Genomic DNA, 17,779 nt, shown 5'->3' with positions numbered 1-17,779 from the left:
GAGCAGCAATGCCAGTGTCGCTTTTGCTTCACTTGTGGGTAACAGTCTGACGGTCACCGGGATCACGGCCGGCTCGGCAAACGTTTTCATCAGTGACAGTCAGGGCGCGACGGTGAACGTGGCGGTTACGGTGCCGGCAGCTACAACAGTCGCGTTGTTCACAACAGCGCTGCCGAACGTCACGATTGCCATTGGTTCAACGCAAACCTATGGTGTGGGTGGTGGTACCGGGCCCTACACGGTCACCAGCGGCAATACCAGTGTCGCTGTTGTTTCACTTGTGGGCAACAACCTGACAGTGACAGGACTTAGCGCTGGATCGACAAGTATTGTTGTCCGTGACGCTGTCGGTGCGACCGTCCCGGTCGCTGTTACGGTCGGGTTGAAACCCTTGTCCATAACGCCGAACAGCGCCACCGGAATTATTGACGATATCTTGGTCGCTACCATAGTCGGTGGGGCTCCGCCTTACCGGGCCTCCGTTGGCAATATCCTCGTAGCTACCGCCTCTATCGTGGGTTCAGACCAGTTGACGATCCAACTGAAGCAAACCGGGCAAACAGTAATAACTGTATTGGATGCAAATAATCAGTCGGCACCTTACTCGGTCACATCGAACGCTGCGACGCCAGGAATTCGCCTGTCTCCGAGCGTGCTGACGGTTTCCGAGAAGGACAATCAGGCGATCACACTCTCGGTTTATGGTGCGACTGGATCAATTAGCGTATTCAGTTCGGACATAGCCTTGTTGCGTGCCGCCGTAGTCGGATCCAAGGTAAGCGTGACCACGGGGAGCAATGGAACACGATGCGTAGCGGCGAATACCCCGGTAGTTATCACCGTGGTTGACTCCACAGGGGCCTCCGCACTTGCGACGGTCACGATTGCGGACAATGGAACCTGTCCATGATCGAACCTAGGGCTTACGCCTCAGCATGCACGGAGTTTCTGGCGCTGTTTCCGAGATTCGGGAAGGTATTGATGGGTGAAGGTCCAGCAGCGCCAGCCGGACCAAAACGTCGGGAATGATTGCCCTTGTCGGCTTGCCCGGTTCGGGCAAGTCCACTATCGGACGGCAGCTGGCCCGCCGCTTGGGTGAGGCGTTCGTCGATTCCGATCACGTGATCGAGAAGCAACTCGGCTGCTCGATCCGGGAGTACTTCGAAAGGGAAGGTGAGGAGCGCTTTCGTGACGTCGAAGAGTCTGTCATCGACGACTTGACGCTAAGCCACGAAGGCGTGCTCGCCACTGGCGGTGGTGCGGTCCTGCGGGAGGCCAATCGGGTCCACCTCCGAACACGGGCACAGGTGGTCTACCTCCGCTCGAGTCCCGAAGAGGTCTTTCGCCGACTCCGACATGACGTCAATCGGCCGCTGCTCCAGGTCAAGGACCCGCTGGGTCGTCTGAGGGATCTCTATTCCGTGCGCGACCCCCTGTATCGTGAAGCCGCCCATTTCGTGATCGAGACCGGACGCCCCTCGGTCTCGACCTTGGTCAACATGATCATGATGCAGCTGGAACTGGCGAACATGGCGACACGAGCGTCAGGGAGCTCCGCACCCTCACCGGACGTCTGAGGCAGTGGGTTTCCAGGGCCTCTGCGTCAGAAGCGCGGCCTGGATGACCTAAACTCTGTCGAATGCAGCCAATTTCCGCCGTCCAGCGGGTCCCGATCGCGCTCGGCGACCGCAGTTACACCATTGCCATCGGCCCCGGTCTGCTGGGTGATCCGGCCGCTTTTGCCGAAGCGCCCCCAGCGGCGACAGCCGTCATTGTGAGCAACTTCACTGTGGCTCCGCTGTACGCGCAGCGCCTGGCCGATGCGCTGGCCGGAAGATACGCCAGGGTCCATCAGGTGGTTCTGCCCGATGGCGAGTCTTTCAAGACTTGGGAAACCCTGAACCTGATCTTTGATGCGCTGCTCGGCCACGGTTGCGACCGCAAGACTGTCCTGTACGCGCTTGGCGGCGGGGTTGTCGGCGACATGACGGGTTTCGCCGCCGCCAGCTACATGCGCGGCGTGCCCTTTGTTCAGGTGCCCACCACGCTGCTGGCGCAGGTGGATTCTTCGGTCGGCGGCAAGACCGGTATCAATCACCCGCTGGGCAAAAACATGATCGGTGCGTTCTACCAGCCACGGCTGGTGATTTGCGACCTCGACACCCTGCGCACCTTGCCGGATCGGGAACTCAGCGCCGGGCTGGCTGAAGTCATCAAATATGGGCCGATTGCCGATCTGGCGTTTCTGGACTGGATCGAGGCCAACCTGGACGCGCTGCTCGCGCGCGACCCCGCCGCGCTGGCCCATGCCGTAAAGCGAAGCTGTGAGATCAAAGCCTGGGTGGTGAGCCAGGACGAACGCGAATCGGGCCTGCGTGCCATTCTGAACTTTGGCCATACCTTTGGCCACGCCATCGAGGCCGGCCTAGGCTACGGTGAGTGGCTGCACGGCGAAGCGGTCGGCTGCGGCATGGTCATGGCCGCGCGCCTGTCCCTGTGCCTGGGGCTGGTGGATGCAGCCTTTGTTCAACGCCTGACGGCGCTGGTGGCGCGGGCGGGCCTGCCGGTGCGGGCGCCGGTGCTCGATACCCAGGACAATGCCGGCCGCTACCTGGCGCTCATGCGGGTCGACAAGAAGGCCGAAGGGGGTGAGATCAAGTTCGTCGTGGTCGATGGCTCTGGCACCGCACAGATGCGCGGGACGCCGGATCAGATGGTGCGCGAGGTGATTGACCAGTCGTGCGCGACCTGATCCCGGCGGGTATGAAAAACATAGCAGACAACGTCTATTCGACGCTGGGGCGTGGCTTCATTTATTCCTATTTGCATGGTTCTGGCCCCCTACGCGTCTGATCCGGCCAAGACCCGTGGTCGCCGCCATGCCGAAGCCCCGGCGCCGACCCGCTCGGCGTTCCAGCGCGACCGTGACCGCATCGTTCACTCCACCGCGTTTCGCCGCCTGGTCTACAAGACGCAGGTCTTCCTCAATCACGAGGGCGACCTGTTCCGCACCCGCCTGACCCACTCGCTGGAAGTGGCGCAACTCGGCCGCTCGATTGCGCGTTCACTCGCGCTCAACGAGGACCTGGTCGAAGCCATCGCGCTGGCGCACGACTTGGGCCACACCCCCTTCGGCCATGCCGGGCAGGATGCGCTCAACGACTGCATGAGCGGGCCGGGCCGCGAATGGGGCGGCTTCGAGCACAATCTGCAGAGCCTGCGCGTGGTGGACCATCTGGAGGAGCGCTACCCGGCCTGGGACGGTCTCAACCTGAGCTTTGAGACGCGTGAGGGGATCCTCAAGCACTGCTCGCTCGTCAACGCCCGCAAGATCGAGGCGGTCAATCCCGGCGGCGTGGCGCATCGTTTTCTGAACCATTCCCAGCCGTCCCTGGAAGCGCAACTGTGCAATCTCGCCGATGAGATCGCCTACAACGCGCACGACATCGACGACGGCGTGAGATCCGGCCTGCTGACGCTGGAGCAGTTGCACGAGGTCGAACTGTTCGAGTCGCACCGCGCCGAGGTGTTGCGCGAGTACCCGGCCCTGGCCGGCCGCCGCGTGCTGTACGAAACCATCCGGCGCATGCTCAGTGCCCAGGTCTATGACGTCATTTCTGCTACACGCGAGGCGATCCGGCTTGCTGGTCCCCGCTCGGCGGACGAGGCGCGGCAACTGTCGCCCCTGGTGCTGTTCAACCCCGCGATGCGCGAGCAGTCCGCCGCGCTTAAGCGCTTCCTGCTCGCCAACCTGTATCGGCATGCGCAGGTCATGCACACCACCGGGCAGGCCAAGCAGGTGGTGCGCGAGTTGTTCCATGCCTATCTCGCTCAGCCAACACAGATGCCCGCCAAGTTCGCCGACCGCGCCACGCGCGGCTTGGACGATCCCGCCGTCCTGGCCCGCGCCGTGGCCGACTACATCGCCGGCATGACCGACCGCTTCGCCGCGCGCGAACACGAGCGCCTCACCGGGCGCCGGCTGCTGGCCTGAGCCCGGGCCAGCGAATCCCGCAGACCCCCTTCGCCACCCCATGAAACGCCCCGCCATCGACCCCGCCTTGCTGGTGATCCTGGCCGGCGTGTGCGCGGCACTGCACGTGGGCAAACTGCCGCCGGCCTTGCCGGCGCTGCGGGATGCTCTGGGCGTCACCCTGCTGCAGGCCGGCTTTCTGCTCTCCATGGTGCAGCTTGCCGGCATGACGCTGGGCCTGGCCGTCGGCCTCACCGCCGACAGCTTCGGGCTGCGCCGCAGCATGCTGTTGGGACTCGGCACGCTGGCTGTGGCCAGCGCCGTCGGCGGCTGGGCGCGTAGCGCCAACGATCTGCTGTTGCTGCGGGCGCTGGAGGGTTTCGGCCTGCTGCTGGCCGCGCTGCCAGCCCCCACCCTGATCCGTCAGCTGGTCCCAATGGCGCGTCTCAGTGCGATGCTCGGGTTGTGGGGGGCGTACATGCCGCTGGGCTCGGCATTGGGCTTGCTGTGCGGCCCGCTGGTGCTCGCATGGGTCGGCTGGCAGGGCTGGTGGTGGGGGCTGGCGGCCTTGACCGCGGCCATGGCGGTCTGGCTGGCGCGTGGGGTGCCGCCGAACTCTGCGCGCCACGGACCGACCGTTCGGGCGCCAACGCCCGTGTCGCCCTGGCCGCGCCGCCTGCACCAGACGCTCACCGCGCGCGGCCCCTGGCTGGTGGCCTTGAGCTTTGCGATGTACTCCAGCCAGTGGCTGGCGGTCATCGGATTCTTGCCTTCGATCTACCTGCAGGCCGGTATCGGTGGCGCCGCGGTCGGCCTGCTGACCGCGCTGGCCGCCGCGGTCAACATCATCGGCAACGTGGGCTCCGGGCGGTTGCTGCAGCGGGGCCTGCGGCCGCAGACGCTGCTGTACGCCGGGTTTGTCACCATGACGATGGGCGCGCTGATGGCGTTTGCCCTGGCCGAGAGCCAGCCTTTGCTGCGCTACGCCGGCGTGCTGTTGTTTTCCATGGTGGGTGGCATGATTCCGGGCACGCTCTTCTCGCTGGCGGTGCGGCTGGCGCCGGGCGACGACACTATCTCCACGACCGTGGGCTGGATGCAACAATGGTCGGCCGCCGGCCAGTTCGCCGGACCGCCGCTGGTGGCCTGGGTGGCGGGCGCCGTGGGCGGCTGGCAGTGGACCTGGGCCGTCACGGGGGCCTGTTCGGCCATCGGCGGCCTGCTGGCCCTGCAGATGGCGCGCGCCCTGCGCACGAAAGGAGAGACCGAACCATGACCGACCGCACCGACACCGTGGTCGCCGACACCCGCCGCTGGCTGGAGCGCGCCGTGATCGGCCTGAACCTGTGCCCGTTCGCCAAGTCGGTGCACGTCAAGGGGCAGGTGCATTACGCCGTCAGCGCGGCCACCGACGGGCCCGCCCTGCGTGAAGACCTGCTGCGCGAGCTGCGCGACCTGGCCGCCATCGACCCCGAAGTGCGCGATACCACCTTGCTGGTCGCACCCGATGCCTTCCCGGATTTCCTGGATTTCAACGATTTTCTGGCCACGGCGGACCGCGCCCTGGCCGAACTCGACCTGGAAGGCGTTATCCAGATTGCCCCGTTCCACCCGCGGTTCGTGTTCGCCGGCACGCGCGACGACGACATCACCAACTACACCAACCGCACGCCGTACCCGACGCTACACCTGATCCGAGAATCCAGCATCGACCGCGCCGTGCAGTCCTTCCCCGAGGCCGAGGCGATCTTCGAGGTCAACATGGCGACCATGGAAAAGCTCGGCCCCGAAGGCTGGGCGGCGCTTGACGTCGGGCCCACGCTGGACGCGGGCGACTGTGGCAAGCTAAAGCCATGACGAAGAAGAAACCCGCCGCCGGGCCTGGCGCACCGGCCCTGGCCCCTGAAATCCGCCCCGGCCAGTCGGTCGAACTGCTCAAGGAGCTGCACATCCTCACGCGCGAGGGCAAGCTCAACCAGGACTCGCGGCGCAAGCTCAAGCAGGTCTACCACCTGTTCCAGTTCATCGAAAAAATCCTGCAGGAACTGCAAACATCGAAGGTGGGCGAGGGCGGCCTCACGCTGGCCGACCACGGCGCGGGCAAGTCCTATCTGGGCTTCATCATTTACGACCTGTATTTCAAGGCGCTGAAGACCGGCCACATCTACGGCATCGAGACACGGGCCGAACTGGTGCAGAAGTCACGCGAACTGGCCGCGCGCCTGGGCTTCGAGCGCATGAGCTTTTTGAACCTCAGCGTGGCCGACGCCACCCAGTCCGATGAACTGCCCGCGCGCATCGAAGTCGTCACCGCGCTGCACGCCTGCGACACCGCCACCGACGACGCCATCGCCTTCGGCCTGCAGAAACACGCGAAATTCATGGTGCTGGTGCCCTGCTGCCAGGCCGAGGTGGCGCGCACGCTCAACGCCGGCAAGGCGCTCGTTTTGGCCCGCACGCCGCTGGCCGAACTCTGGCGCCACCCGTTGCACACCCGCGAGATGGGCAGCCAGATCACCAACGTGCTGCGCTGCCTGTACCTGGAGGCGTCCGGCTACCAGGTCACGGTGACCGAACTGGTTGGCTGGGAGCACAGCCTGAAGAACGAACTCATTATCGCGAAATACACCGGCCAGAAGAAACGCAGCGCCGCCGAGCGCCTGCGCGCGATCCTGGAGCAGTTCGGGATTGAATCGTTGCTGGAGACGCGGTTCAGGCTGGCGGACATCCCGGGTTGAGGCCGGCCGGAGGCACGGGTTGGCGAATCCAGCGGTTTGTTGGCGGCCAGATGAGTCCTGATTCAGTAGCAACCTATGACCTATCCACGCTGGGGAAGGCCCAAGAATCCTGGAATTTTCGTTCCAGAGGCCTTAGGGAGTTAGTAGGTTAATCGGGGTCAGGTTAATCGGGGTCAGATCCCCATTATCATGATGCAAAACCACCCCTTGCATTCCCCACATGGCCCGTCTTCCCCGCCTCACGCTTCCCGGTTACCCGCACCACGTCATCCAGCGCGGCAACAACCGGCAGGCGATCTTCGCGTCCACCGCGGACTACCAGGTGCTGCTCGACCTCCTGCGTGACAACGCGCAGAAATTCAGCGTCGCGATCCATGCCTATGTGCTGATGAGCAACCACTTTCACCTGCTGGCCACGCCGCAGACAGGCGATGGGTTGCCGATGATGATGCAGGCGGTGGGGCGCAGTTATGTGCGCACCTTCAACAACGCTCAGGGCCGCACCGGCACGCTGTGGGAGGGGCGCTACCGGTCCACGTTGATCCAGTCCGAGCGCTACCTGCTGGCCTGCATGGCCTACATCGACCTGAATCCGGTGCGCGCCGGGCTTGTGGCGCAGGCGGCGGACTATCCGTGGTCCAGCCACGGGCATTACATTGGGCGCCGGGCCGACAAACTGATTACGCCGCATCCGCTGTTCTGGGAACTGGGCAACACGCCGTTTGCCCGCGAGGCGGTGTACGCCGAATTGGTGCATGCCGGCATCACCGTGGCGCAGCAGACCGCGCTGACGCGCTCGGCGCTGAGTGGCTGGGCGCTGGGCGAGCCGGATTTTGTGGCAGATCTGCAAAAGCGCACGGCCCGCCGGGTCAGTCCGGCGCAGGCGGGGCGGCCGATGTCTGTAGCGCCTTCTGGAACGAAAAAATGAATCAAATTGGCACGTTCCCAGCGTGAATGGGTCAGTATCAGCTCTTGTTTTTGATATGTCCCCGAATAATACTCGATCTGCAAAATGAAAAAATAATTGGAATCTGACCCCAATTATTTTGCTTGGCATTGTTGTTGCAGTGCACTATGCTTCTTTTCCCTGTGAAATTTAGGAGTGCGCCATGACCACGGCAGCCGAAAAAACTGAACTGCAACACACCGGTCTGTACGACCCGGCCAACGAACACGACGCCTGCGGCGTGGGTTTCGTGGCGCACATCAAGGGCGAGAAGTCGCACGCCATCGTGCAACAGGGCCTGAAAATTCTTGAAAACCTGGACCATCGGGGTGCGGTGGGTGCCGACAAGCTGATGGGGGACGGCGCCGGCATCCTGATCCAGCTGCCCGATGCCCTGTATCGCGAGGAGATGGGCAAACAGGGCGTGGAACTCCCGCCCCCGGGCGAATACGGCGTTGGCATGATCTTCCTGCCCAAGGAGCATGCCAGCCGCCTGGCCTGCGAGCAGGAGATGGAGCGCGCCATCAAGGCCGAGGGCCAGGTGCTGCTGGGCTGGCGCGACGTGCCGGTGAACCGCGACATGCCGATGTCGCCCAACGTGCGCGCCAAGGAGCCGGTCCTGCGCCAGGTCTTCATCGGCCGCGGCAACGACGTGATCGTGCAGGACGCGCTGGAGCGCAAGCTCTACGTGATCCGCAAGACCGCCAGCGCCAACATCCAGCGTCTCAAGCTCAAGCACAGCAAAGAGTATTACGTGCCCAGCATGTCCAGCCGCACGGTGATCTACAAGGGTCTGCTGCTGGCTGATCAAGTGGGCACCTACTACCTGGACCTGCAGGACCCGCGTTGCGTCTCGGCCCTGGGCCTGGTGCACCAGCGCTTCTCGACCAACACCTTCCCCGAGTGGCCGCTGGCGCACCCGTACCGCTACATCGCGCACAACGGCGAGATCAACACGGTCAAGGGCAACTACAACTGGATGAAAGCGCGCGAAGGCGTCATGTCGTCCCCTGTGCTGGGCGCCGACCTGCAAAAGCTCTACCCCATCAGCTTCGCCGACCAGTCCGACACCGCCACCTTTGACAACTGCCTCGAATTGCTGACGATGGCCGGCTACCCGATCAGCCAGGCCGTGATGATGATGATTCCCGAGCCATGGGAACAGCACACCACCATGGACGAACGCCGCAAGGCCTTCTACGAATACCACGCGGCCATGATGGAGCCCTGGGACGGCCCTGCGTCCATTGTCTTTACCGATGGACGCCAGATCGGCGCCACGCTCGACCGCAACGGCCTGCGCCCGGCGCGCTACTGCATCACCGATGACGACCTGGTCATCATGGGCTCGGAAGCCGGTGTGCTGCCGGTGCCTGACTCCAAGATCGTGCGCAAGTGGCGCCTGCAGCCCGGCAAGATGTTCCTGATCGACCTGGAACAGGGCCGCATGATCGACGACGAGGAACTCAAGGCCAACCTCGCCAACAGCAAGCCTTACAAGCAATGGATCGAGAACCTGCGCATCCGCCTCGACGACCTCGAGGAGGACGGCGAACCCGCCAGCGCCTCCGAGAGCACGGTGAGCCTGCTGGACCGCCAGCAGGCCTTCGGCACCACCCAGGAAGACATCAAGTTCCTGCTGGCACCCATGGCGCAGGCCGGCGAGGAGGCCATCGGATCGATGGGCAACGACAGCCCGCTGGCCGTGCTGAGCGACCGCAACAAGCCGCTCTACAACTACTTCAAGCAGCTGTTCGCGCAGGTGACGAACCCGCCGATCGACCCGATCCGCGAAGCCATCGTGATGTCGCTGGTGTCCTTCATCGGCCCCAAGCCCAACCTGCTCGACATCAACCAGGTCAACCCGCCGATGCGGCTGGAAGTGAGCCAGCCGATCCTGGACTTCGCCGACATGGCCAAGCTGCGCGACATCGAGCGGCACACCCACGGCAAGTTCCGCAGCGTCACGCTCGACATCACCTACCCGCTGCTCTGGGGCCAGGAGGGTGTGGAGGCCAAGCTGGCCTCGCTGTGCGCCGAAGCGGTGGACGCGATCAAGGGCGGCAAGAACATCCTGATCATCAGCGACCGCGCCGTCAGCGCCACCCAGGTGGCGATTCCCGCTCTGCTGGCCTTGTCGGCCATCCACCAGCACCTGGTGCGCGAAGGCCTTCGCACCACCGCCGGCCTGGTGGTGGAAACCGGCACGGCGCGCGAGGTGCACCATTTTGGTGTGCTGGCCGGCTACGGCGCCGAAGCCGTTCATCCCTACCTGGCGATGGAAACCCTGGCCGCGATCCACAAGGACCTGACCGGCGACCTGTCGGCCGAAAAAGCCATTTACAACTACGTCAAGGCGGTGGGCAAGGGCCTGTCGAAGATCATGTCCAAGATGGGCGTGAGCACCTACATGAGCTATTGCGGCGCGCAGCTGTTCGAAGCCATTGGCCTCAACAGCGCCACCGTCGCCAAGTACTTCACCGGCACGCCGAGCCGGGTCGAAGGCATCGGTGTCTTCGAGATTGCCGAGGAAGCCATCCGCATGCACAAGGCGGCGTTTGGTGACGACCCGGTGCTGGCCACCATGCTGGACGCCGGCGGCGAATATGCCTGGCGCACCCGCGGCGAGGAGCACATGTGGAGCCCCGACGCGATTGCCAAGCTGCAGCACAGCACCCGCGCCAACAACTGGAACACCTACAAGGAATACGCCCAGATCATCAACGACCAAAGCCGCCGCCACATGACGCTGCGCGGCCTGTTCGAATTCAAGATCGATCCGGCCAAGGCGATTCCGGTCGAGGAAGTCGAGCCGGCCAAGGAAATCGTCAAGCGCTTCGCCACCGGCGCGATGTCGCTGGGCTCCATCTCCACCGAGGCCCACGCCACGCTGGCCGTGGCCATGAACCGCATCGGCGGCAAGAGCAACACCGGTGAAGGCGGCGAAGACGCGGCGCGCTATCGCAACGAGCTCAAGGGCATCCCGATCAAGAAAGGCGACAGCCTCAAGAGCGTGATCGGCGCTGAAAACGTCGAGGTCGATCTGCCGCTGCAGGATGGCGACTCCCTGCGTTCGCGCATCAAGCAGGTGGCCTCTGGCCGTTTCGGCGTAACCGCCGAGTACCTGGCCAGCGCCGACCAGATCCAGATCAAGATGGCCCAGGGCGCCAAGCCCGGCGAAGGAGGCCAGCTACCGGGCGGCAAGGTGTCCGACTACATCGGAAAGCTGCGCCACTCGGTGCCAGGCGTGGGTCTGATTTCCCCGCCGCCGCACCACGACATCTATTCGATCGAGGATCTGGCCCAGCTGATCCACGATCTGAAGAACGTCGCTCCGCACAGCTCCATCAGCGTCAAGCTGGTGTCGGAGATCGGCGTGGGCACCATCGCCGCGGGCGTCGCCAAGTGCAAGGCCGACCATGTGGTGATCGCCGGGCACGACGGCGGCACGGGCGCCTCGCCCTGGTCGTCGATCAAGCATGCCGGCAGCCCGTGGGAAATCGGCCTGGCCGAAACGCAGCAGACCCTGGTGCTCAACCGCCTGCGCAGCCGCATCCGCGTGCAGACCGACGGCCAGATGAAAACCGGCCGTGACGTCGCCATCGGTGCGCTGCTTGGGGCGGATGAATTCGGCTTCGCCACTGCGCCGCTGGTGGTGGAAGGCTGCATCATGATGCGCAAGTGCCACCTGAACACCTGCCCGGTGGGCGTGGCCACGCAGGACCCGGTGCTGCGCCAGAAGTTCTCCGGCAAGCCCGAGCACGTCGTCAACTACTTCTTCTTCATCGCCGAGGAAGTGCGCCAGATCATGGCGCAGCTGGGCATCCGCAAGTTCGACGACCTGATCGGCCGGGCCGACCTGCTTGACATGAAGAAGGGTATCGAGCACTGGAAGGCCAGCGGCCTGGATTTCAGCCGCCTGCTGGCGCAGCCGCAAATGCCGGCCGATGTGTCGCGCTTCCATATCGAAAGCCAGGACCACGGTCTGGAGAAGTCGCTCGACAACGTGCTGATCGCCAAGTCGCGCGCCGCGATCGACAAGGGAGAGAAGGTCCAGTTCATGGAAGTCGCCCGCAACGTCAACCGCTCGGTCGGCGCCATGCTGTCCGGCGCGCTGACCCAGGTGCACCCCGAAGGCCTGCCGGACGACACCATCCGCATCCAGCTCGAAGGCACGGGCGGGCAGTCGTTCGGTGCTTTCCTGGCCAAGGGCATCACGCTGTACCTGATCGGCGAGGCCAACGACTACACCGGCAAGGGCCTGTCAGGCGGGCGCATCGCGGTGCGCCCCAGCCTGGACTTCCGCGGCACGGCCACGCAGAACATCATTGTGGGCAACACCGTGATGTATGGCGCCACCTCGGGCGAGGCCTATTTCAGCGGCGTGGGCGGCGAGCGCTTCGCCGTGCGACTGTCGGGCGCCATTGCGGTGGTCGAAGGCACGGGTGACCACGGCTGCGAGTACATGACCGGCGGCACGGTCGCGGTGCTGGGCAAGACCGGCCGCAACTTTGCCGCGGGCATGAGCGGCGGCATCGCCTATGTATACGACGAGGATGGCCAGTTCGCCAAGCGCTGCAACACCGCCATGGTCTCGATGGAGAAGGTCCTGCCCGCCGCCGAGCAGGAGGCCACCATCGATCGCGCCATCTGGCACCGTGACCAGACCGACGAGGTGCAGCTGCGCAAGTTGCTGGAAGACCATCTGCGCTGGACCGGCAGCCGCCGCGCCCGCGAATTGCTCGACAACTGGAGTGAGTCGCGCGCGAAGTTCGTCAAGGTGTTCCCCAATGAATACAAGCGGGCCCTGGGCGAAATCCATGCCAAGAAATTGGCAAAAGCCAGCGTGGAATCGTCGAAGTCTGCTTCAAAAAAAGAAGCGGTTGCAGCCAAGTAAGGCACGGTACAGCTCAGCACAAAGGTAGCGAATCATGGGAAAAGTCACTGGCTTCATGGAATACGAGCGCATCGAGGAGGGCTACAAGCCGGTCGCCGAGCGACTCAAGCACTACAAGGAATTCGTCGTCGGCCTCGACGACGGCAAGGCCAAGGTCCAGGCGGCGCGCTGCATGGACTGCGGCACCCCGTTCTGCAACAACGGATGCCCGGTCAACAACATCATTCCGGACTTCAACGATCTGGTGTACCGCGGCGACTGGAAGAACGCGATCGAGGTGCTGCACAGCACCAACAACTTCCCCGAGTTCACCGGCCGCATCTGCCCCGCGCCCTGCGAGGCGGCGTGCACGCTGAACGTGAATGACGACGCCGTGGGCATCAAGTCGATCGAGCACGCCATCATCGACCGGGCCTGGGCCGAGGGCTGGGTCAAGCCCTTGCCCCCCAAGGTGAAAACCGGCAAGAAGGTGGCGGTCGTGGGTTCCGGCCCGGCTGGCCTGGCCGCCGCCCAGCAGCTGGCGCGCGCCGGCCACGATGTGACCCTGTTCGAGAAGAATGACCGCATCGGCGGCCTGCTGCGCTACGGCATTCCCGACTTCAAGATGGAGAAGTCGCACATCGACCGTCGCGTCAAGCAACTTGAGGCCGAGGGCGTGACGGTGCGCGCCGGCGTTCTGGTGGGCGCGATGCCTGAGGGCAGCAAAGTCACGAACTGGGCGAAGGAGACCATCAGCCCGGCGCAACTGCAGAAGGAGTTCGACGCCATCCTGCTGACCGGCGGCTCCGAGCAGTCTCGTGACTTGCCCGTGCCCGGCCGTGAGCTGGAAGGCATCCACTTTGCGATGGAGTTCCTGCCTCAGCAGAACAAGGTCAACGCGGGCGACAAGCTCAAGGGCCAGCTGCGGGCCGACGGCAAGCACGTCATCGTCATCGGTGGCGGCGACACCGGCTCCGACTGCGTGGGCACCAGCAATCGCCACGGCGCGGCCAGTGTGACCCAGTTCGAGGTGATGCCCCAGCCGCCGGCGGAAGAAAACCGGCCGCTGACCTGGCCCTACTGGCCGCTGAAGCTGCGCACCAGCTCCAGCCATGATGAAGGCTGCGTGCGCGAATTCGCCATTTCGACCAAGGAATTCACGGGAAAAAATGGCAAGGTCACCGGGTTGAAGACCGTCCACGTCGAATTCAAGGACGGCAAGCTGGTCGATATTCCAGGCACGGAGAAGGAGTACAAGGCCGACCTCGTGCTGCTGGCCATGGGTTTCGTGAATCCGGTGGCCACCATCCTGGAGGGCTTTGGCGTCGAGAAGGATGGGCGTGGTAACGCGAAGGCCAGCACAGACTTCACCGGCGGCTATGCCACGAACGTGAGCAAGGTGTTTGCTGCCGGCGACATCCGCCGCGGGCAGTCGCTGGTGGTCTGGGCGATCCGCGAAGGACGCCAGGCCGCGCGCGCCGTGGACGAGTTCCTGATGGGCTCCAGCGACCTGCCGCGCTGAACCCTTCAAACCGGGGGTACTCAGGGTTTACCTGAATCCCGTATCATGCAAAAAGCCGGGCTCCGTCCGGCTTTTGCATTCATGAAGCCCATCCCAAACGATGCCCTTGTCGAAATTCGCAACCTGACCTTCGGGTACGGTGAGCGGGTCATTCTGGACGACGTGTCGCTGCGCATTCCACGCGGCAAGGTGACCGCGTTGATGGGGGCCTCCGGCGGAGGCAAGACCACGGTGTTGCGACTCATCGGGGGCCAGTGGAAGGCACAGAAAGGGCAGGTTCTGCTGCAAGGGCCGACGGGCGACGATTCCGCGCAGGACGTGGGCGCCCTGCAAGGGCGCGACCTGCACCTTGCGCGTCGGCGCATGGGGATGCTGTTTCAGTTCGGTGCCTTGTTCACCGACCTCAGCGTGTTCGAGAACGTCGCCTTTCCGCTGCGCGAACACACCGATCTGTCGGAAGACCTGATCCGCGACGTGGTGCTGCTGAAGCTCAACGCGGTGGGCCTGCGGGGCGCCCGCGACATGATGCCTTCGGAAATTTCCGGAGGCATGGCGCGGCGCGTCGCCCTGGCCCGGGCGATTGCGCTGGACCCCGAACTGGTCATGTACGACGAACCCTTTTCCGGGCTGGATCCGATCTCGCTGGGTACCGCCGCCCGCCTGATCCGCCAGTTGAACGAGGTCATGGGGCTGACCAGCATCGTGGTATCACACGACCTTGACGAGACCTTCCAGATTGCCGATCAGGTCGTCGTGCTGGCCAACGGCAAGATCGCCGCGCAGGGCACGCCGGACGAGGTGCGCCACAGCACCGACCCGCTGGTGCACCAGTTCGTCAGCGGCCAGAGCGACGGGCCGGTGCGTTTCCACTACCCAGCCCCGCCGGTCGATCAGGATTTCTGCGGAGCCAGGCCATGAGCTGGTACCGACCGGCCGACGTGGGACTCTCGGCGCGCCAGACCTTGGCGGAATGGGGCCATGGCGCCCGGATGCTGCTGCATCTCTTCACCTTGTTCGGCGCCAGTTTCAAGCGCTTCAGGCTGGTGCGCGACCAGGTGTTCTTCCTGGGCAACCATTCGCTGGCCATCATCTCGGTGTCCGGCCTGTTCGTGGGGTTTGTGCTTGGGCTGCAGGGCTACTACACGCTGCAGCGCTACGGTTCGTCCGAGGCCGTAGGCCTGCTGGTGGCGCTGAGTCTGGTGCGCGAACTGGGGCCGGTCATCACCGCGCTGCTGTTTGCCGGGCGGGCAGGCACCTCGCTCACGGCCGAAATCGGCCTGATGAAGGCGGGCGAGCAGCTCAGCGCCATGGAAATGATGGCGGTGGACCCGGTGCAGCGTATTCTGGCGCCGCGCTTCTGGGGCGGTGTGATCGCCATGCCCCTGCTGGCTGCCGTGTTCAGCGCGGTGGGCATTCTGGGCGGCTATGTGGTGGCGGTCCTGCTGATCGGCATCGACTCCGGCGCGTTCTGGAGCCAGATGCAGGGTGGCGTGGATGTCTGGAGCGATGTCGGCAACGGGGTGATCAAGAGCGTTGTGTTTGGTATTGCCGTGACCTTCATTGCGCTGTTGCAGGGCTACGAGGCCCAGGCCACGCCGGAGGGGGTTTCCCGGGCAACGACGCGCACTGTGGTGGTGTCGTCGCTGTCCGTTCTCGGTCTGGACTTCGTCCTGACCGTCATGATGTTCAGTATCTAGGAGAGCCCGGTGCAGCGTTCCAGAAATGATGTGTGGGTGGGTTTGTTCGTGATGGTGGGCATGGCGGCCATTCTGTTTCTGGCGCTCAAGTCGGCCAATCTGCTGAGCCTGAGCTTTCAGTCGGACTACAAGGTGACGGCGAAATTCGACAACATCGGCGGCCTGAAGCCCAAGGCAGCGGTCAAGAGCGCCGGTGTCGTGGTCGGCCGGGTGGAATCCATCACCTTCGACGACAAGACATTCCAGGCGAAGGTGACCCTGGCGCTGGAAAGCCGCTATGCCTTTCCCAAAGACAGCTCCCTGAAGATCCTCACCAGTGGTCTTTTGGGTGAACAATACGTCGGCATTGAGGCCGGTGCTGAAGACAAGGTGCTGGTCTCTGGCGACAGCCTGAGTACGACCCAATCGGCGGTTGTGCTGGAAAATCTGATCAGCCAGTTCCTGTTCAACAAGGCGGCTGAGGGTGGCAACGCGCCGGCCGGCAACAGCACGCCCGCGTCGGGAAAAAAGAAGTGAACATGGACTTGAACGTAACAGGAATTCGACGATTTTTCCAACGCATGGGCCTGTGCTTGCTGGTCTGCACCGGATTGCTCCTGGCAGGCTGCGCCACCGCGCCGGGCGCCAATCCACGCGATCCGTGGGAGCCGATGAACCGGGGTGTCTTCGAGTTCAACGAAACCTTCGATGAAGTGGCCTTCAAACCGGTGGCCGTTGCCTACAAAGCCGTGACGCCGCGCCTCGTGCGCGCCGGCGTGACCAATTTTTTCAACAACCTGGGCGACGGATGGTCCTTGTTCAACAACATCCTGCAGGGCAAACTCCGCGCGTCCGTCGAAACCTATTTCCGGATCACCGTGAACACCATTCTGGGTATCGGCGGCGTGTTTGACATCGCCAGTGAAATTGGTGTGGAACCGCGCACCGAAGACTTTGGCCAGACCCTGGGGCTCTGGGGCCTGCCGACCGGCCCCTACCTCGTTCTGCCGTTCTTCGGACCTTCCAACGTGCGCGACGCGCTGGCCACGCCGGCGGACACCTTCGGCTACCCGGTGACGCTGGTCAAGCCGGTGGCTTTGCGAAACAGCCTGGCCGCCCTGAATGCGGTGGACAAGCGGGCCAACTACCTGAGGGCGGGAGAAATGCTCGACGAGTCGGCGCTGGACAAATACGTTTTCAGCCGGGATGTCTTCCTGCAGAAACGACGCAATGACATTTATGACGGATCGCCGCCTCCCGAGGACGAGGAGCCGCAGGAGCCGGACAAACCGGCGGAGAAGCCATAGAAGGCCGATTTCGCGTCCGGCTTGCGTCCCCTGCAGTGACCTTCTGAGAAGTCGTGCAGCCGCCGCCCCCTCGCACCTCACGAACGTATGAATTGACAGGACCCTCCATGAACCGCCGACATCTTCTTGCCAAGACCCTGGTTGCCTGGGCCATGACCGCGACACCATGGCTTCACGCGGCCGAGGAACCGCCTGACGCCTGGATCAAGCGACTGTCCACCGATGTGCTGGACACGATCAAGAACGACAAATCGCTGCAGTCCGGCAACCTGCCGAAAGTCATAGCGCTGGTCGACAGCAAGATCATGCCCAACGTCGATTTCCAGCGCATGACCGCCTCGGCGGCCGGTCCGGCCTGGCGCAAGGCCACCCCTGAGCAGCAAAAGAGTCTGCAGGAGGAGTTCAAGATCCTGCTGGTGCGCACCTACGCCGGCGCGCTGTCCCAGGTCAGCGACCAGGAGGTGTTCCTGAAGCCGCTGCGGGCTTCGCCGGACGACAAGGAGGTCGTGGTCCGCACCGAGATCCGGGGGCGGGGCGACCCGGTGCAGCTTGACTACCGCGTCCAGAAAACTCCGGGGCAAGGCGCGGGATGGAAGATTTTCGACCTCAACGTGATGGGCGTCTGGCTGGTGGAAACCTACCGGGGCCAGTTCGCCCAGGAAATCAATGCCAAGGGTATGGACGGTTTGATCGCCACTTTGGCGGAACGCAACAAGGCCAATGCCCGCAAGGGCTGAAGCC

Annotated in this window: 15 protein-coding genes; all 15 read left to right on the top strand. The window is 64.0% G+C overall.

The genetic code is table 11. The features are described from left to right. Window positions 1-910, top strand: a 910-nt coding sequence (locus ACMUOY_RS14070; protein ID WP_413893360.1) for a hypothetical protein, incomplete at its 5' end; no start/stop codon positions are given. A 115-nt stretch (window positions 911-1,025) separates the two neighbouring features. Beyond that, window positions 1,026-1,577, top strand: a complete 552-nt coding sequence (locus ACMUOY_RS14065) for a shikimate kinase (protein WP_413893359.1) — start codon at window positions 1,026-1,028, stop codon at window positions 1,575-1,577. Between the two features lie 62 nt (window positions 1,578-1,639). Further along, complete coding sequence (gene aroB / locus ACMUOY_RS14060; RefSeq protein ID WP_413893358.1) at window positions 1,640-2,752, top strand: 3-dehydroquinate synthase family protein; 1,113 nt, start codon at window positions 1,640-1,642, stop codon at window positions 2,750-2,752. A 75-nt stretch (window positions 2,753-2,827) separates the two neighbouring features. Further along, window positions 2,828-3,994: a deoxyguanosinetriphosphate triphosphohydrolase gene (locus ACMUOY_RS14055; RefSeq protein WP_413893357.1), complete on the top strand. Its 1,167-nt coding sequence runs from the start codon at window positions 2,828-2,830 to the stop codon at window positions 3,992-3,994. A gap of 40 nt (window positions 3,995-4,034) precedes the next feature. Beyond that, a complete protein-coding gene (locus tag ACMUOY_RS14050) occupies window positions 4,035-5,249 on the top strand; it encodes a CynX/NimT family MFS transporter (protein WP_413893356.1) in 1,215 nt (404 codons plus the stop codon). Beyond that, window positions 5,246-5,830, top strand: coding sequence for a DUF1415 domain-containing protein (locus ACMUOY_RS14045; protein ID WP_413893355.1), 585 nt, complete (start codon window positions 5,246-5,248; stop codon window positions 5,828-5,830). Before ACMUOY_RS14050 ends, ACMUOY_RS14045 begins: the two co-directional genes overlap by 4 nt. After that, complete coding sequence (locus tag ACMUOY_RS14040; protein ID WP_413893354.1) at window positions 5,827-6,711, top strand: class I SAM-dependent methyltransferase; 885 nt, start codon at window positions 5,827-5,829, stop codon at window positions 6,709-6,711. Before ACMUOY_RS14045 ends, ACMUOY_RS14040 begins: the two co-directional genes overlap by 4 nt. A gap of 220 nt (window positions 6,712-6,931) precedes the next feature. After that, complete coding sequence (locus tag ACMUOY_RS14035; RefSeq protein WP_413893353.1) at window positions 6,932-7,639, top strand: REP-associated tyrosine transposase; 708 nt, start codon at window positions 6,932-6,934, stop codon at window positions 7,637-7,639. 181 nt (window positions 7,640-7,820) lie between these two features. Beyond that, a complete protein-coding gene (locus ACMUOY_RS14030) occupies window positions 7,821-12,554 on the top strand; it encodes a glutamate synthase-related protein (protein ID WP_413893352.1) in 4,734 nt (1,577 codons plus the stop codon). 34 nt (window positions 12,555-12,588) lie between these two features. Then, window positions 12,589-14,055: a glutamate synthase subunit beta gene (locus tag ACMUOY_RS14025; protein ID WP_413893351.1), complete on the top strand. Its 1,467-nt coding sequence runs from the start codon at window positions 12,589-12,591 to the stop codon at window positions 14,053-14,055. An 81-nt stretch (window positions 14,056-14,136) separates the two neighbouring features. Then, a complete protein-coding gene (locus ACMUOY_RS14020; RefSeq protein ID WP_413893350.1) occupies window positions 14,137-14,973 on the top strand; it encodes an ABC transporter ATP-binding protein in 837 nt (278 codons plus the stop codon). Beyond that, window positions 14,970-15,752 (top strand): lipid asymmetry maintenance ABC transporter permease subunit MlaE, encoded by a 783-nt coding sequence (gene mlaE / locus ACMUOY_RS14015; RefSeq protein WP_413893349.1) that lies wholly within the window; start codon window positions 14,970-14,972, stop codon window positions 15,750-15,752. Before ACMUOY_RS14020 ends, mlaE begins: the two co-directional genes overlap by 4 nt. Window positions 15,753-15,761: 9 nt before the next feature. After that, window positions 15,762-16,268, top strand: coding sequence for an outer membrane lipid asymmetry maintenance protein MlaD (mlaD, locus tag ACMUOY_RS14010; RefSeq protein WP_413893348.1), 507 nt, complete (start codon window positions 15,762-15,764; stop codon window positions 16,266-16,268). Between the two features lie 2 nt (window positions 16,269-16,270). After that, entirely contained in the window at window positions 16,271-17,038 is a 768-nt protein-coding gene (locus ACMUOY_RS14005) for a VacJ family lipoprotein (protein WP_413893347.1), read from the top strand. A 107-nt stretch (window positions 17,039-17,145) separates the two neighbouring features. Next, a complete protein-coding gene (locus ACMUOY_RS14000) occupies window positions 17,146-17,775 on the top strand; it encodes a phospholipid-binding protein MlaC (protein WP_413893346.1) in 630 nt (209 codons plus the stop codon). Window positions 17,776-17,779 lie beyond the last annotated feature (4 nt).

Source organism: Candidatus Skiveiella danica (assembly GCF_022705245.1).
Lineage (GTDB): Bacteria > Pseudomonadota > Gammaproteobacteria > Burkholderiales > Burkholderiaceae_C > Skiveiella > Skiveiella danica.
This window is presented reverse-complemented; position numbering and strand designations above follow the sequence as displayed.

What these genes read in the sequence shown, in the direction of transcription:
- ACMUOY_RS14025 (WP_413893351.1), top strand. Translation starts at nt 12,589, where the DNA reads ATGGGAAAAGTCACTGGCTTCATGGAATACGAGCGCATCGAGGAGGGC.
- ACMUOY_RS14005 (WP_413893347.1), top strand. Translation starts at nt 16,271, where the DNA reads ATGGACTTGAACGTAACAGGAATTCGACGATTTTTCCAACGCATGGGC.
- ACMUOY_RS14050 (WP_413893356.1), top strand. Translation starts at nt 4,035, where the DNA reads ATGAAACGCCCCGCCATCGACCCCGCCTTGCTGGTGATCCTGGCCGGC.
- ACMUOY_RS14000 (WP_413893346.1), top strand. Translation starts at nt 17,146, where the DNA reads ATGAACCGCCGACATCTTCTTGCCAAGACCCTGGTTGCCTGGGCCATG.
- ACMUOY_RS14030 (WP_413893352.1), top strand. Translation starts at nt 7,821, where the DNA reads ATGACCACGGCAGCCGAAAAAACTGAACTGCAACACACCGGTCTGTAC.
- ACMUOY_RS14055 (WP_413893357.1), top strand. Translation starts at nt 2,828, where the DNA reads ATGGTTCTGGCCCCCTACGCGTCTGATCCGGCCAAGACCCGTGGTCGC.
- mlaE (WP_413893349.1), top strand. Translation starts at nt 14,970, where the DNA reads ATGAGCTGGTACCGACCGGCCGACGTGGGACTCTCGGCGCGCCAGACC.
- ACMUOY_RS14035 (WP_413893353.1), top strand. Translation starts at nt 6,932, where the DNA reads ATGGCCCGTCTTCCCCGCCTCACGCTTCCCGGTTACCCGCACCACGTC.
- ACMUOY_RS14065 (WP_413893359.1), top strand. Translation starts at nt 1,026, where the DNA reads ATGATTGCCCTTGTCGGCTTGCCCGGTTCGGGCAAGTCCACTATCGGA.
- ACMUOY_RS14020 (WP_413893350.1), top strand. Translation starts at nt 14,137, where the DNA reads ATGAAGCCCATCCCAAACGATGCCCTTGTCGAAATTCGCAACCTGACC.
- aroB (WP_413893358.1), top strand. Translation starts at nt 1,640, where the DNA reads ATGCAGCCAATTTCCGCCGTCCAGCGGGTCCCGATCGCGCTCGGCGAC.
- ACMUOY_RS14045 (WP_413893355.1), top strand. Translation starts at nt 5,246, where the DNA reads ATGACCGACCGCACCGACACCGTGGTCGCCGACACCCGCCGCTGGCTG.
- ACMUOY_RS14040 (WP_413893354.1), top strand. Translation starts at nt 5,827, where the DNA reads ATGACGAAGAAGAAACCCGCCGCCGGGCCTGGCGCACCGGCCCTGGCC.